Annotated in this window: 16 protein-coding genes; 4 read left to right on the forward strand and 12 right to left on the reverse strand. The window is 70.6% G+C overall.

Annotation, left to right across the window (positions count from 1 at the left end; all coding sequences use genetic code 11):
• Positions 1–4 precede the first annotated feature (4 nt).
• The 3 genes from C503_RS0121520 to C503_RS0121530 all read right to left on the reverse strand — a co-directional run bounded on the left by C503_RS0121520 (position 5) and on the right by C503_RS0121530 (position 2293).
• On the reverse strand, positions 5–850 hold the full coding sequence (locus C503_RS0121520) for a DUF4097 family beta strand repeat-containing protein (protein WP_018684291.1): 846 nt from the start codon (positions 848–850) through the stop codon (positions 5–7).
• Positions 851–950: 100 nt separating this feature from the next.
• Positions 951–1478: a ribbon-helix-helix protein, CopG family gene (locus tag C503_RS0121525; protein WP_018684292.1), complete on the reverse strand. Its 528-nt coding sequence runs from the start codon at positions 1476–1478 to the stop codon at positions 951–953.
• Positions 1479–1612: 134 nt separating this feature from the next.
• Positions 1613–2293 (reverse strand): TetR/AcrR family transcriptional regulator, encoded by a 681-nt coding sequence (locus tag C503_RS0121530; RefSeq protein WP_018684293.1) that lies wholly within the window; start codon positions 2291–2293, stop codon positions 1613–1615.
• A 67-nt stretch (positions 2294–2360) separates the two neighbouring features.
• Here C503_RS0121530 and C503_RS0121535 point away from each other — a divergent pair, with 67 nt between their 5' ends.
• On the forward strand, positions 2361–3470 hold the full coding sequence (locus C503_RS0121535; RefSeq protein WP_018684294.1) for an FAD-dependent oxidoreductase: 1110 nt from the start codon (positions 2361–2363) through the stop codon (positions 3468–3470).
• Positions 3471–3503: 33 nt separating this feature from the next.
• Here the strand turns inward: C503_RS0121535 and dnaB are convergent, their stop codons facing one another.
• The 7 genes from dnaB to C503_RS0121570 all read right to left on the reverse strand — a co-directional run bounded on the left by dnaB (position 3504) and on the right by C503_RS0121570 (position 9252).
• Positions 3504–4895 (reverse strand): replicative DNA helicase, encoded by a 1392-nt coding sequence (gene dnaB / locus C503_RS0121540; protein ID WP_018684295.1) that lies wholly within the window; start codon positions 4893–4895, stop codon positions 3504–3506.
• Between the two features lie 547 nt (positions 4896–5442).
• Positions 5443–5901, reverse strand: coding sequence for a 50S ribosomal protein L9 (gene rplI / locus C503_RS0121545; RefSeq protein ID WP_026316549.1), 459 nt, complete (start codon positions 5899–5901; stop codon positions 5443–5445).
• A gap of 13 nt (positions 5902–5914) precedes the next feature.
• Positions 5915–6163, reverse strand: coding sequence for a 30S ribosomal protein S18 (gene rpsR, locus C503_RS0121550; protein ID WP_018684297.1), 249 nt, complete (start codon positions 6161–6163; stop codon positions 5915–5917).
• A 59-nt stretch (positions 6164–6222) separates the two neighbouring features.
• Positions 6223–6747 (reverse strand): single-stranded DNA-binding protein, encoded by a 525-nt coding sequence (locus C503_RS0121555; protein ID WP_018684298.1) that lies wholly within the window; start codon positions 6745–6747, stop codon positions 6223–6225.
• Positions 6748–6749: 2 nt separating this feature from the next.
• Positions 6750–7040, reverse strand: a complete 291-nt coding sequence (gene rpsF, locus C503_RS0121560; RefSeq protein WP_026316550.1) for a 30S ribosomal protein S6 — start codon at positions 7038–7040, stop codon at positions 6750–6752.
• Between the two features lie 86 nt (positions 7041–7126).
• Positions 7127–7981, reverse strand: a complete 855-nt coding sequence (locus tag C503_RS43480; protein WP_156893369.1) for a hypothetical protein — start codon at positions 7979–7981, stop codon at positions 7127–7129.
• A 242-nt stretch (positions 7982–8223) separates the two neighbouring features.
• A complete protein-coding gene (locus tag C503_RS0121570; protein ID WP_018684301.1) occupies positions 8224–9252 on the reverse strand; it encodes a hypothetical protein in 1029 nt (342 codons plus the stop codon).
• A 261-nt stretch (positions 9253–9513) separates the two neighbouring features.
• Here C503_RS0121570 and C503_RS0121575 point away from each other — a divergent pair, with 261 nt between their 5' ends.
• Genes C503_RS0121575 through C503_RS0121585 form a run of 3 tightly spaced genes read left to right on the forward strand, consistent with a single transcriptional unit; the run spans position 9514 to position 12133 of the window.
• Positions 9514–10284, forward strand: coding sequence for a deoxyribonuclease IV (locus C503_RS0121575; protein ID WP_018684302.1), 771 nt, complete (start codon positions 9514–9516; stop codon positions 10282–10284).
• 44 nt (positions 10285–10328) lie between these two features.
• Positions 10329–11747: a glycosyltransferase family 87 protein gene (locus C503_RS0121580; protein WP_245572556.1), complete on the forward strand. Its 1419-nt coding sequence runs from the start codon at positions 10329–10331 to the stop codon at positions 11745–11747.
• Entirely contained in the window at positions 11744–12133 is a 390-nt protein-coding gene (locus C503_RS0121585; protein WP_018684304.1) for a hypothetical protein, read from the forward strand. Before C503_RS0121580 ends, C503_RS0121585 begins: the two co-directional genes overlap by 4 nt.
• 12 nt (positions 12134–12145) lie before the next feature.
• Here the strand turns inward: C503_RS0121585 and rarD are convergent, their stop codons facing one another.
• Both rarD and C503_RS0121595 read right to left on the reverse strand, forming a co-directional pair.
• Positions 12146–13057, reverse strand: coding sequence for an EamA family transporter RarD (gene rarD / locus C503_RS0121590; protein WP_018684305.1), 912 nt, complete (start codon positions 13055–13057; stop codon positions 12146–12148).
• A 165-nt stretch (positions 13058–13222) separates the two neighbouring features.
• Positions 13223–14848: a glycosyltransferase family 87 protein gene (locus tag C503_RS0121595; protein ID WP_425393534.1), complete on the reverse strand. Its 1626-nt coding sequence runs from the start codon at positions 14846–14848 to the stop codon at positions 13223–13225.
• Between the last annotated feature and the right edge of the window lie 117 nt (positions 14849–14965).

Raw genomic sequence — 14965 nt, forward strand, 5'->3', positions numbered from 1 at the left:
GCGATCAGGAGCGGCGGATGGTGACGTCGCCGTAGGAGGTGCGGCCGCGGATCTCCACGGTCTTGTCGGCCGCATCCGGCTGGGTCGCGTTGTCCAACAGGTTGTGCATGCGCCCGAACGCGGTGTTCACGTCCAACCAGGCAGCGGTGCCCTCGGCGATGCCGACCTCCAGGTCACCGGTCGCGGTGGCGAGCAGGACCGAGCCGCGCACCACCTCACCGAGGTGGATGCTGCCGTTGGACGACTTGGCGTCGACCCCGGCGCCCGCCCGCTCGACGGTGATGTCGCCGTTGGCCGCGCGCACCCGCACATCGCCGGTGACCGCGTCGATCGTGGTGCTGCCGTTGGAGTTCTTGACCACCGCGGTGCCGTCGATCGTGCCGACCCGGACCTTGCCGGAACCGGTGGTGATCTCGGCGTGGCCCGCGACGCCCTCGACGGTGACGTGCCCGGTCGAGGTGTCCATGCGCAGCGGCCCGGTCCGGTCGAGCTGGATGTTCCCGACGGCGGTCTTGAACCGGGACTCCCCCAGTCGGCCTGCGCAGTGGAAGCCGCCCACCTGGACCTGTGCGGACACGTGGGAGCCGGTGGGCAGCTCGATGGTCACGTCGACCGAGCGGGTCTTGCGGGAGAAGTCGAAGGCGCGCGCCTTCGGGCCGATGACCTGCAGGACGTCGTTGGCGTAGTCGACGCGGACCCGCTGCGCGGCCTTGACGTCGGACTCGTCGGTGTCGTCGCTTGGGCGGATGTCGACGACGGTGTCGGCGCGGTCGCTCGCGGCGATCCGCACCTCGCCGACGCCGAGCTCGACGGTGACGGAGATCGGGTCGGGTGTGTCGAACTTGGGCATGGCTGTCCCCTCGGAATGGGTCGGTGGGCCGTACCCGCAGGTCAGGGGCACGGTGTGGGAGAGCTGGAAGTGGCTGGGCGCTGTCCTTGCAGGACAGCGCCTAGCGAACCCAGCCGGTGATGCGGTGTTTGGCCCGATGGCCACCGGTGGGGGGCTCGGGGCGCTGCTCGCGCTCGGACCGCTGCAGGGTCGTGGCCGCCGCCCGGACCAGCCAGGCGTTGACCGAGCGGCCTTCCTTGGCGGCGGCCTCCTCGACCGCGGCCTTGAGCTGCTCGGGTAGCCGCACGTTGATCCGCGCGGCGGGGCCGTCCTCGCCGAACAACGGACCACCCTCCGGCGCGTCGTCGGCCGCGGTGTCGTCGGCCGTGTGCCCGGCTGGCTCGGCGGGTGGCGCGGACACGACGAAGTCCGGGTCACGGCCGCGCAGCCGCAACTCCACCGACCCCGGCGCCAGGTCCCGGGTGATCTCGTCGGCGGCCGCCGACAGCGCGTCCAGCAGCGTCATCCGGATCGCCGACTCCAGCGACCCGGTCAGGCGCTCGACCAGCGCACGCGCCTCGTCGCCGCCCGCCTCGGCGAGCGTGGCGAACTCGCGGCCGAGGTTGCTCACATACGTGGTCAGGTCCATGGCATTACTGTGGCACATGAATGGTGCCATCGCAAGTCACTTTGGCTCAAACGGTGGCACGTGTGGCACCGCTTGGCACACTGTGGCGCGAATGCGCTGGTCAGGCGAGTGCTGGGCTGGATTTGGTCGGTGGGTCAGGGCGAGATGCGAGCTCCGATGCCGTCGAGGAGGAAGTCGAGACCGGTCCGGAAGGTCTGGTCAGCGTCCAGGTGTGGGCCGTCGTGGACGACCGCGGCCAGCGCGGGGAATCGGCCGGTGGCGAAGAGTCGCAGCAGGTACGGCCCATGGGTGACCTGCCACTGCCGCTGGTCCATCCCGGACTCCCGCTCCGCGCGCCGCTCGGTGATCTCCCGTCGCACCGCGCCGATCACGTACGCGGCGACCGCCGAGACTGCGGGCACCACGACGTCCAGGTCGACATCGCCCATCGCGGCCAGCACGGCCTCCCCGCCCGTCAGCGTGTTCGGGCCGAGCTGGGGCCGACCGCCGAGCAGGTCGGCGAGCCATTCGTGCCGGTGGGCGGCCCGCCGGGTGGTTTCGGCGAGGGAGAGCAGCACCTCTCGCCACCCGTCCCCGGTCGGCCGGATCTCGGCGTGGACCGCGTCGACCATCAGGTCGAGCAGCTCCTCCTTGGTGGCGAGGTAGCCGTAGAGCCGCATCGGCCCGACGTCCAGCTCCGCGGCGACCTTGCGCAGCGACACCGCGTCCAGGCCGTCCGCGTCGGCCAGCCGGATCGCCGCCTGGACGATCCGCTCCCGGCTCAGCGGGGCGGGCACCGGTCGATCCGGCGGCTCCGGCCGCTCCCACACCAACATGGCGGCGACAGTACAGCGTGAGGGTTGATACAGTGTATTGATGGATACGGTGGATCGAGGGGGAACCATGACCATTGCCATCGTCGGAGCGGGCTTAGGCGGCCTGGCCCTTGCCCGGGTGCTGCACGTGCACGGCATCGACGCCGTCGTGTACGAGCGTGAATCGTCACGGGACGCGCGCGGCCAGGGCGGCATGCTCGACATCCACTCCGGCCAGCGCGCGCTGCGCGAGGCCGGTCTGATCGACGGGTTCTATGCGATCGCCCGTCGCGAGGGCCAGGACATGCGCCTGCTGGTACCGGACGGCACCTTGCTGCTCCAAGAGGACACACCCGACGACGCCCCGCTCGCGCGACCCGAGGTAGACCGCGCCGATCTGCGCAAACTGCTGCTGGACTCTCTCCCCGAAGGCGCGGTGCACTGGGGGCACGCGTTCACGTCCGCCGACAACGGCGTGCTGCACTTCGCCGACGGCAGCAGTGCGACGTATGACCTGCTGGTCGGCGCCGACGGTGCGAACTCCCAAGTCCGCCCACTGCTCACCGACGCCCGCCCGGCGCACATCGGCCAGAACGCCGTCGAACTCGGCATCCCCGACATCGACCGCACGTACCCCGACCTCGCGGCGATGGTCGGCCGCGGCTCCTACTGGGTACTCGGCGACGGGCTGTCCCTGGTGGCGCAACGCAACGGCGACGGCCGGGTCCGCGTCGGCGTCAGCTTCTGCAACACCCCCAAGGACTGGTTCACCACCATCGGCATCCCGTTCGACGACCCGGCCGCCACCCGGGCCCGACTGATCGACCTGCTGCCCGGCTGGGACCCGCGGTTCATCGCGCTGATCGAGGCCTGCGACGACACGATCCGGCAGTGGTCGATCAGCACCCTCCCGGTCGGCCTGACCTGGCCGTCGAAGCCGGACGTCACCCTGGTCGGCGACGCCGCGCACCTGATGCCGCCGGTCGGCGAGGGCGCCAACATGGCCCTGCTCGACGGCGCCCTGCTCGCCCTCGCACTGGCCGCGCACCCGGACGACCACCCCGCCGCCATCAGGGAGTACGAACAGGAGATGTTCGAGCGCACCAGCGCCGCCGCCCGGATGTCCGCGAGGATCCAGGACATGCTGACGGCGCCGGACGCCGCCCAGCAGGTGCTCGCCTTCTTCCAGCCCGGCTGACGATCTGCGCAAGGACCCGGCGCCAGGGCCTGGTCAGCCCTGGGCGAGGTCGGCGAAGCGGCTGTAGTGCAGCTGGTGGGCGACCACGACCGTGGCCGTCGGGCCCGCTCGGTGCTTGGCCAGGATCAGGTCGGCCTCGCCCGCGCGCGGGTCGTCGCGTTCCCAGGCGTCCGGGCGGTTGATCAGGATGACCATGTCGGCGTCCTGTTCCAGGGAGCCGGACTCACGCAGGTCGGAGAGCATGGGGCGCTTGTCGGTGCGCTGTTCGGGGCCGCGGTTGAGCTGGCTGATGGCGATGACCGGGACCTCGATCTCCTTGGCCAGCAGCTTGAGCTGGCGGGAGAACTCGGAGACTTCCTGCTGGCGGGACTCGACGCGCTTGCCCGAGGTCATCAGCTGCATGTAGTCGACCACGACCAGTTTCAGGTCGTGCCGCTGCTTGAGCCTGCGGGCCTTGGCGCGGATCTCCATCATGGTCATGTTTGGCGAGTCGTCGATGAAGATCGGGGCCTCGCTGATCTCGCTCATCCGGCGGGCCAGCCTGGTCCAGTCCTCGTCGGTCATCCGGCCGCCGCGCATGTCGCCGAGGCGGATCTTGGCCTCGGCCGAGAGCATCCGCATGACGATCTCGGTGCGGCTCATCTCCAGCGAGAAGATGACGCTGGTCAGCTGGTGGCGGATGGAGCAGGAGCGGGCGAAGTCCAGGCCGAGGGTGGACTTGCCGACGCCGGGGCGGGCCGCCACGATGATCATCTGGCCGGGGTGCAGGCCGTTGGTGATCTCGTCCAGGTCGGCGAAGCCGGTGGGGATGCCCAGGGACTGGCCGCCGCGGGAGGCGATGGCGTCGATCTCGTCCATGGTGGGCTGGAGCAGCTCCTCCAGCGCGACGTAGTCCTCGCTCATGCTGCGCTCGGTGACGTCGTAGATGGTGGCCTGGGCGCGGTCCACGATCTCGGTGACGTCGGCGCCCTCGGCGCCCTGGTAGCCCAGCTGCACGATGCGGGTGCCCGCCTCGACCAGCCTGCGCAGGATGGCCTTCTCGGCGACGATCTCCGCGTAATAGCCTGCGTTGGCCGCGGTGGGCACGGCGGACAGCAGGTTGTGCACGTACGGGGTGCCGCCGACCCGGCGCAGGTCGCCGCGCCGGTCCAGCTCGGCGGCCACGGTGATCGGGTCGGCCGGTTCGCCGCGGCCGTAGAGGTCCAGGATGCAGTCGTAGATGACCTGGTGCTTGGGCATGTAGAAGTCGGTCGGGCTGAGCGCCTCGATGACGTCGGCGATGGCGTCCTTGGACAGCATCATGCCGCCGAGCACGCTCTGCTCGGCGTCCAGGTCCTGCGGCGGCTTGCGGTCGAGGCCGTGCCCCTGGCCGGGTCCCGGCTCGTTCGGCATGGGCGGCGTGGAAAGGTCGTCGGCGAGCGCCACGGCGCTGTCCCCTCCTTCGAGTCGGACCCCGCGGGACCGCCGCGCGCGCCCGAGGGCTCCCTACCCCGCGCGCACCCGGAACCCCGCTCTCTTCCCCGGACCGGTCCCCTGCCCCGGCCCCGACTGTCGCACACCTGTTCGATACGACGATACGTGCCCGCTACGACATCCGGGTGATCTCCCCCGGTCCGGTGGCAGGTCGCCAAGCGACGCTAGAACCCCCGAACGGCCTCTTGCAAACGGCCTTGGGGACAGGCCTGTGGATAACTTGGGGATGGATTGGCTGAGCTGAGCACAGGTGCGCCGGAGCCTGTGGACAACCTGGGGACAACTAACGACGTTGGCGACGAAACCCCAGGTCAGAGCCTGTGGACAAGTTGTGGAGAAATTCCCGCTCCGAGTCCTCGGCGTGTCGCGCTCGCGACGCTTTTCGGCGTGTCGCGGACCGGTTCGCTCACGCGGGTGACCACTACCTGTGGACAACTCGGCACAATGAGAACCGCCCCACTCAGCGTGACCGAGCGGGGCGGTTCTGTCGTACGAGGGATCAGCTCGCGGCCGCGACGTGCACCGTGAACGCCGCGGTGACCTCGGGGTGCAGACGCACGCTGACCGAGTGCTTGCCGACGGTCTTGATGTGCCCGGCGACCTCGATGGCGCGCTTGTCCAGCACCGGGCCACCGGCGGCCTTGACCGCGGCGACGATGTCGGCGCTGGTGACCGAGCCGAACAGCTTGCCGGACCCGGCGGCGGCCTTGGCCTTCAGCGGGACGGAGCCCAGCGCGCCGAGCGCGGCCTTGACCTCCTTCGCGTGGTCCAGGTTGCGGATCCGGCTGGCCTCCTGGGCCCGGCGGATGACCTGCACCTGCTTCTCCGCGCCCTTGGTCGCCGGGATGGCGAACCCGCGCGGCAGCAGGTAGTTGCGGCCGTAGCCGTCCTTGACCTCGACGAGGTCGCCCGGACCGCCCAGGCCGCTGACGTCGGTGGTGAGGATGAGCTTCATGATCGTCCCCTCCTGGTCAGCGGGCGGTCGAGGTGTACGGGAGCAGAGCGACCTCGCGGGCGTTCTTCACCGCGATGGCCACGTCGCGCTGGTGCTGGCTGCAGTTGCCGGTCACCCGTCGCGCACGGATCTTGCCGCGGTCGGAGATGTACTTCCGCAGCAGCGTGGTGTCCTTGTAGTCGATGTTGACCGGACGGTCCTTCTTGACGTCCTTGCAGAAGACGCAGACCTTCTTCTTCGGCTTGCGGGGGGGTGGCTTGGCCACGGTGAAACTCCTGAGTGGTGTCTGTGAGAGAGGCGTCTAGGGAGGGGTGCGTTGCCCGGTCAGAAGGGCGGTTCGTCGTTGAAGCCGCCGCCACCGCCGCCACCTGCGGGCGGTGCGGAGCCCCACGGGTCGTCGGGGGGCGCGGGCGGGCCGCTGTAGCTACCGCCACCGCCGCCACCACCGCTGTACCCGCCGCCACCGCCACCGCCACCGGTGCCTCGGCTGACCTTGTTCACCTTCGCGGTCGCGTACTTCAGGGAGGGGCCGACCTCGTCGACCTCCAGCTCCATGACGGTGCGCTTCTCGCCCTCGCGGGTCTCGAACGAGCGCTGCTTGAGCCTGCCGGTCACCAGCACGCGAGCGCCCCTGGTCAGCGACTCGGCCACGTTCTCCGCCGCCTGGCGCCAGATGTTGCAGCGCAGGAACAGCGCCTCGCCGTCCTTCCACTCGCCGCTCTGGCGGTCGAAGGTGCGCGGGGTGGACGCGACGGTGAAGCTGGCCACGGCCGCCCCGGAGGGGGTGAAGCGCAGCTCGGGGTCCGCGGTGAGGTTGCCGACCACCGTGATGATCGTGTCGCCCGCCATGGTCAGGCCGTCTCGCGGCGCATGACCTTGGTCCGCAGCACGGACTCCTGCAGCGTGAGCTGGCGATCGAGCTCCTTGACCGCGTCCGGCTCGGCGTTCACGTCGAGCACCGCGTAGATGCCCTCGCTGTGCTTCTTGATCTCGAACGAGAGCCGACGCTTGCCCCAGATCTCGACGTTCTCCACATTGCCGCCCGACGTGCGGATGACGTTGAGGAACGTGTCGAGCGACGGTGCGACGGTGCGCTCGTCGAGTGTGGGATCAAGGATGACCATGACCTCGTAATGACGCATGAAGACCACTCACCTCCTGTGGACTCGGCGGCCACGGACTTTCCGTGGCAGGAGGGGTCTGCCGGGGCAGCGTAACAGTGGGCCGGTCACGCCCGGCGCAGCACCCAGGTCCGGACCAGCGCACCGGTGACCGCGGACAACGCGAGAACGGCCAGCATGACCGGCAGGCCGACACTGCCGACCGGGGTCACCGGCAGCGCGTATGCCTCACCGGCCGGGCGGAACGTGGCCCGGTCCGCGCCGAGGAGACCGAACTCCGGCGCGTAGCCGGGAACGCCGTAGCGGGCGTCCGGTTCTGGCGCGTAGTGGCCCGCTCGGGCGTAGGGGACTGTCGTGTAATCGTGCGGGCCTGCGGCGAGTGCCGTCGGGTCGTAGAGGGAGAAGTCCGGCGGCGCGCTCGGATTGCCGCCGACCGGCTGGGTGCTCGGCGAGGTCGCGGGCGGGGGGTTGGGCTGGTGGCCGGGCGGCGGCGGAGGCTGTTGCGGGGCAGGCTCGGTCGCATCGAGGGCGCGCAGGGCCATGCCGCGCTTCTCGGTGACCAGCGCGTGCACCGCGGCCGTCACCGCGTCGGCGTCCGGGGCGATCTCCGGCAACGGGCGCACCACCGCGGCCACCGCGTCGGCGACCGCCGAACCGGGGATCTCGCCGGTGCCGTCGGGCACGGTGCCCACCGGGATCGCGGGGCCGAGCGGGAAGGTCGCGCCGACCGTGGTGGAGCGCAGCAGTCCCAGCTTCGGGTTCTCGCGGATCGCCTGGGTGACCAGGCCGACCACGGCGACGCGGCCGAGCTGGACCGGTTGGCCCTTGAACGCGGCCACGTGCTGGGCGCAGTCGACGGCGAGGAACGGCAGTGGTTCGGCGGCGGCTGTGCTGGGTGCGAGTAGCCCGCCCGTGGTCACCAGACCGAGTGCTGCCACCGCCGCGCCCACGCGTGCTCTCACCGACTGTCCTTCCACTCGCCTTGTTTCCCCTGTACGAGATCCTTCGTTCAGGTGAAACTTACTGGCGAGTCAAGCTAGTGGTGCGACCCAGAACGTTGACCGCGTCTCGACCCGCCCACGACGTGCCTGACGGCACCGCCGAAACGACCAAGTACATCCAGTACGAGGCCGTTCCGGCGGCACCGTCAGCCACGCCGTGGACCCGCCGATACACGGCCAACGTTCTGAGTCGCACCACTGGGTCAGGTGGTGGCGCGGCGCAACACCCAGGTGCGCACGAGCGCCGCCGTGACCCCGGCGAGGGCGAACACGGCCAGCAGCACCGGCAGTTCGATTCCCCTGCTCGCGGGCGCGTCCATCACCTCCGCGTGCCCGGCCGCCTGCACGCCGTCGGCGTCCCCAGAGCCGAGGATGCCGAACTGCGGTGAGTAGCCCGGGACCGCGCCGCCGTACCGCACGCCCGGCGCCGGGGAGTACAGCCCGGCCGACGAGAAGGGGATGGACGAGTAGTCGGTCATCGGCGAGCGGCCGAAGCCCAGGTCGGAGCCGTAGAGCGGGAGGCCGCCGGGCAGCAGGCCGCCGATCACCTGGCTGTTCGCGCCGGGCAGGCCGCCGGAACCGCCGGGGGTGCCGCCGGGCTGCGGCGTGCCGCCGGGACCCGGGTTCGTGCCGGGGTTGGTGCCCGGCTTGGTCGGCACGCCCGGGGCGCCGGGGATCAGGTTGGGCAGGCTCGGCAGCGCGGCCGCACCCTGTTCCACCGCGCCCGCGACGGCGCCTGCGCCGCTCTGGACGGGCGCGGCGGCCGAGTTGACCACCGTCACGGTGATCGCGCAGCCGGTGGCGAGGGTGCTCTGGACCTGGCCGATGACGCCGCCGAGCACCGGGCCGAGCACGGGTATCCCGCTCAGTGCGGATTGGATCCGCGGGACGGCGGCCGCGGCGATGGTGCTGCCGGAGATGGTGGAGTTGGTGCCCGGGATGGCGCCGAGCGGGATGTCGCCCATGCCCGCCAGCGCACTACGGACCTGTCCGGACAGTCCGGGGCCGATCAGCGGGACGGCGTTGACGATCCGCAGCACCGGGTCGAGCACCGCGGTGGGGCTCAGCGCGATCGGGGTGCCGGGGGCGCCCTGGATCGTGGTGGCGCAGCTGCCGACGACCACCGGGGGCGGGGCCGCCGCGGCCGGGCCGCTGCCCGCCAGCAGGCTCGCGGTCGCGCCGCCGAGCACCAGGGTCAATCCGGCCGCGACCTGCCGGGCACGCCATCGCATGAAGTCCTCCGGATACTGGCGAGTAGCTTCACTCGGAGAAACGACTGTAACTCTTCAAGGTGACGTCAGCGCGCCAGGTTTCCCCGAAAGGGGTTCGTATTAGCCCGGTTGGACCACACCGAACGTGTTGATTAACAGTTGACCCTCACCTGACCCGGGCGCGGCCGGTCCGGATCGGGCGCGCACCGGACGGCACACGGCCGACAACTCGGGCGTCCCGAGGGGTTCCACCGTGGGTACCGACGACTACCCTTCCTGGCCATGAGCATCGGCGCCCACGTCCGCGATGACGACCCGCTCGCCGCCGCACACGAGCGCGGCGCCGAGGTCGTGCAGTTCTTCCTCGCCGACCCGCAGGACTGGAAGGCGCCCAAGCCGCACCCGCGCACGGACGAGCTGCTGGCCACCGACCTGACCCTGTTCGTGCACTCTCCCTACGTGGTCAACCTGGCCTCGACCAACAACCGCATCCGGATCCCCTCCCGCAAGCTGATCACCCAGCACGCGGAGGCCGCAGCCAAGGTCGGCGCGCAGGGGCTGATCGTGCACGGCGGGCACGTCAACAAGGGCGAGGACCCGCAGGTCGGCATCGACAACTGGCGCAAGTTCTTCGAGCGGCAGCACGCCGAGGGCGGCTTCGGGGTGCCGATCCTGATCGAGAACACCGCGGGCGGCGACAACGCCATGGCCCGCCGGTTCGACATGCTGGCCCGGCTCTGGGACGCGGTCGCCGAGTTCGGCGCGGGCTTCTGCCTGGACACCTGCCACGCGTTCGCCGCGGGCGAGGACCTGGTGGGCATCGTGGACCGGGTGAGGTCGATCACCGGTCGGATCGACCTGGTGCACCTGAACAGCTCGCGGGACGAGTTCGGCTCGGCCCGCGACCGGCACGACAACATCGCGACCGGCACCATCGATGCCGACCAACTGGTCGGGGTGGTGGCCGCGGCCGGGGCCCCGGTGGTGGTCGAGACGCCCGCCGAGGGGCAGGCCGCGGACATCGCGTTCCTGCGCGAGGCCGTCGGGCAGTGAACACCGTGCCCGCGGGTGTCACGGACTCCGGGAAGGTGGACACCGTGACCGCAGCCGCCGCCGCCCCCGGCCGGTCGCCGGTGGCGCGGCTGGGTCGGGCCGCGCTGGTGGTGCTGACGCTGCTCTGCGGGCTGACGCTGTTGATCGGGTTCGCCAACAAGGACCGGTGCACCGGTCCGAAGTTCGACTCCTGGGGCCGCAGCGAGCCGGGCTTCGACGAGCGCAAGTACGCCGAGGTCTGCTACTCGGACATCCAGTTCCTGTGGATCGGCCGGGACATCGACCGGCACGTGTTCCCGTACGTGCACGGCGGGATCAACGGCAAGGGCGAGCTGTACGGGGGCACGGTCGAGTACCCGGTGCTCACCGGCTTGCTGATCTGGGCGGGCGCGTTGTTCGCGCACACCGACGCGGAGTTCCTGCTCGCCTCGGCGTTGATCATGGCGCCGTTCGGGTTGGTGAGCGCGTGGCTGCTGGGCAGGCTGTCGCGGTGGCGGGCGTTGATCTGGGCGCTGTCACCACCGCTCGTGCTCTACGCCTTCCACAACTGGGAGCTGCCGGTCGTGGCCTGCGCGGTCGCGGCCGTCTACGTCGTGCACCGTGGTTGGGGCAAACGCGGACCCAGCCGTCCGCTGCTTCACCGGGCGTTGGTCAGCGCGGTGCTACTCGGGCTGGGGTTCGCGTTCAAGCTTTACCCGGCGATCTTCGTGCTGCCGTTGATGCTCTACGTGCTCACCGGCGGCCAAGGCGGCCGCGAGCTGCCCGCGGGCAAACGCCGCGACATCGCCGGGATGATCAAGGTCGGGCTGGTGGCGCTGGGCACCGCGACCGCGGTCAACCTGCCGTTCGCCATCGCCGGGTTCGACGGCTGGCTGGCCTCGTTCGTCTTCCAGGGGCAGCGCAAGGCCGACATCACCGCCAACTCGATCTGGTTCTGGGGCCTGCGCCCGGGGTCCGACCCGCAGAACGGGACGGTGCACGCGCTGATCGGCGTGGTCTCCCCGGTGCTGGTGTTCGCCTCGTTCGCGGTCGCGTGCGTGGTGGGCTGGTTCCGGTATCAGCGCGAGGGCACCTACCCGTGGATCCCGGTGTCGGCGGCGATGCTGTGCGGGTTCCTGTTGCTGCACAAGGTGCACTCGCCGCAGTACACGCTGTGGCTGGTGCCGATGTTCGTGCTGGTCAACCTGCGCTGGGGCTGGGTCACCGCGTACTTCATCGCCGACCTGGCCATGGGCGTCGGCATCTTCCTGTGGTTCGCGCAGATCGCGGCCAAGCAGCCGTCCGGCATCTATGAGGGGTTCGCCGCGCAGGCGGTGATGATCGGCGTGTGGGGGCGGGCGGCCCTGCTCGTCGGCATGTTCATCGCGTTCCTGTCCGCCCAGGACACGGTCAGCGACCAGCTGGACAGCGCACCGTCACCCGTGGGCGGCAGGCTCGGGCCCGCACTGCCGTCCCCAGCATGACCGCCGGGTACTCCGGCAAGCCGCTCGCGGCGAAGCTGGGCGTGAAACAGGGATCCCGGGTGCTGGTGACCGGTGCGCCCGACGGGTTCGACCCGGGGTGCCCGCACCACCGCCGCGCGGGCCGCGACCCGTACGACGTGATCCTCTTGTTCTGCCCCTGGCACGCCGATCTGGTGCGCGGCTACGCCCCGGCGGTGGCGCGGCTGGTGGTCAACGGCGGGCTCTGGGTGGCCTGGCCGAAGAAGGCCGCGAAGGTGCCGACCGACCTGGGCGAGAACGGAGTCCGTGCGTACGCCCTCGACCACGGCCTGGTCGACGTGAAGGTGTGCGCGATCGACGCGGTGTGGTCCGGCCTGAAACTCGTGCGCCGCCTATCCGATCGTTAGTGGTGCCGACCGCTAGACCAACTCGGGCTCCGGTCGAACGACCCGGCGCGGCCCGGTCCGGCGGGCCACCAGCGACTCGGTGGTGATCACGACCAGGGCCAGCCACACCAGGCCGAACCCGACCCAGCGGGCGGTGGACATCTGCTCGTGGAAGACCACCAGGCCGATCACGAACTGGATCGTCGGCACCATGTACTGCAGCAGCCCCAGGGTGATCAACGGCACCCGGGTCGCGGCGGCGCCGAAGAGCAGCAGCGGGATCGCGGTGATCACCCCGGTGCCGATGAGCAGCAACGCGTTGCCCCAGCCCGCGTACCCGAACGTGCCATGACCGGTGACGTGCAGATAGACGAGGTAGCCGATGGCCAGCGGGGTGAGCGCGGCGCTCTCCAGGGCCAGGCCCTCGGCCGAGCCGATGTTGGCCTTCTTCTTCATCAGGCCGTAGGTGCCGAACGAGAACGCCAGGGTGAGCGCCAGCCAGGGCAGGCGGCCGTAGTCGAAGGTCAGCTCCACCACGGCGGCCAGCGCGATGGCCAGGCCCAGCCACTGCGCTGGCCGCAGCCGCTCGCCGAGGAACACCACCCCGAGCAGGATCGTGACCAGCGGGTTGATGAAGTACCCGAGGGCGGTCTCCACCACTTGGCCGCTGGTGACGCCGTAGATGTACATGCCCCAGTTCATGCCGATGGTCAGCGCGCCGACGGCGATGAAGCCGAGCTGCTTGCGGGTGACCGCGCGCAGGTAGGACCAGCGCCGAGCCACCACGACCAGGCCGATGACGGCGGCCAGCGACCAGAAGATCCGGTGCGCCAGGATCTCGACCGGGCCCGCCGGGGCGAGCAGCGGCCAGTAGAGCGGGAAGAAACCCCAGCTGAGGTAGGCGAGGAAGCCGAGCCAGAACCCCTGCCGCTGCCCCACGGCCACCCTCCGATCATCCCATCACTACCCGGTTCAGTGTCCCATCGGAACATCGGCGGACGGGCCCGATTTATGCCCGACCGCGGGTGTGACGGTCCGAACGCGACCGTCCCCGGTGGGCGGACCCACCGGGGACGGTTCATGTCATGGCCGGTTCGTGCGACGCGAAGGTCAGCTCGACGCGGCACCCACCGGCTGCTCGGACTCCGGCGCCTGCTCGACCGGCGCGGGGGTCCGGCGCCTGCCCAGCACGAACCTGTCCGGCACGTCCTCGAACACGCCGCCGCCGGGGTCGTCGGTCAGGTGCCTGCGCACCCGGTCGACCGCCGGGTGGTAGATCTCGTAGATGATCAGCGCGCAGAGGCCGAGCACGGCCAGGTCGCGCAGCACGACCATACCGAGGAACCACTCCTGCGGCAGGCCCTTGTGGTCCTCGCCCAGGTAGAACATCATCCGCGGCACCCACACCAGGGCGTCGATCATCATCCAGGCCAGCAGCAGCTTCCACCGCGGCAGCGCCAGGATGGCCAGCGGCACCAGCCAGATCGAGTACTGCGGGCTCCACACCTTGTTGGTGACCAGGAACGCCGCGATCACCAGGAAGCACAGCTGCGCCAGCCGCGGCCGCACCGGGGCGTGCAGGCCGATGAACGCGATGACCACACAGCACACGATGAACAGCACCGCGCTGACCGTGTTCAACACCTCGGGCGTCTGCCCGAACGCCAGCTGGCCGTCGAAGCCCTCCCAGCCGGTGAACTGCATGATCACGTTGTAGAGCGAGTCCGGGTCGGCGCCCCGGGTGGTGTTCAGCCGGAAGAACTCCCGCCAGCCGTCCGGGAACAGCAGCATCAGCCACAGGTTGCAGACCAGCCAGGTGACCGCCGTGGTCGCCGCGGCCTGCCACCACTGCCGCATCTTCCCGGTGCGCAGGCACAGGATCAGCATCGGGCCGAGCAGGAACACCGGATACAGCTTGGTCGCCACGCCCAGGCCGAGCAGCACACCCGCGAGCAAGGGCCGTTTGCGCGACCAGGCCAGTAGGCCGCCCGCCGCGCAGGCGGTGGCGAGCGTGTCGAAGTTGGTGAACGCGTGCACCATGATCAGCGGGGACAGCGCCACGAACGCCACGTCCCACGGCCGATGTCGGGCGGTGCGGCCGGTGGCCCAGATGGTGATCAGCCAGGCCAGCGCCAGCCAGAACGCGGTGATCGAGAAGTAGATCACCACCGGCAGCCCGGTCGGCAGCCACGACTGCCCGATCCAGCCCTGGGTCAGCTTGGCGTTGACCCACTGGAATATCCCGGTCATCACCGGGTACTCCATGTAGCGGACGTGCGCGGTCGGCTTGCCCTCGTCGTCGATCCACGACGTCTTGTACGGGAAGGTGCCGTCCTGGTCGAGCCGTTCGGCGCCGTAGAGCGGGACGATGTCCGAGTAGCACATCGCCACGTACGGCCTGCTCGACCGCCAGTCCAGGGACAGCTGGCCGTTGCCTGGGTCGAACTGCTGCACGCAGGCCGCCTTGCCGAACCAGCCCAGCGCCAGCGCCACCAGCGCGAGCAGCAGGCCGACCCGCAGCGGCGTCCAGAACCAGTGCCTGCCGACCACCGCGTGCTCGCCGAGCGGGCCGCCGATCGGCGCGGCCGCGTGCCGGGCCAGCGACTCGTCCCACGACGGCCGCACGCGCTGCTCCGGGCTCAGCGAGTCGGTGTCCCCGACCTCGCCCGGCTCGGGCGCGCGCACGCTCCCGGTGGGGGACTCGACCTCTGCGGGCCCAAGTGGATCGCCTGGCACGCGGCGAATGCTACGGCCTGCGGTGTGCGAATGGGGTAGGTCCGACGGCAAATAACCGGCGGGCCGGGGACTGCGCGTCCCCGGCCCGCCGGTTGTCTCGATCAGCCGAACGTCGGC

The organism is Actinokineospora enzanensis DSM 44649, from assembly GCF_000374445.1.
In the GTDB taxonomy this organism is placed as follows: domain Bacteria; phylum Actinomycetota; class Actinomycetes; order Mycobacteriales; family Pseudonocardiaceae; genus Actinokineospora; species Actinokineospora enzanensis.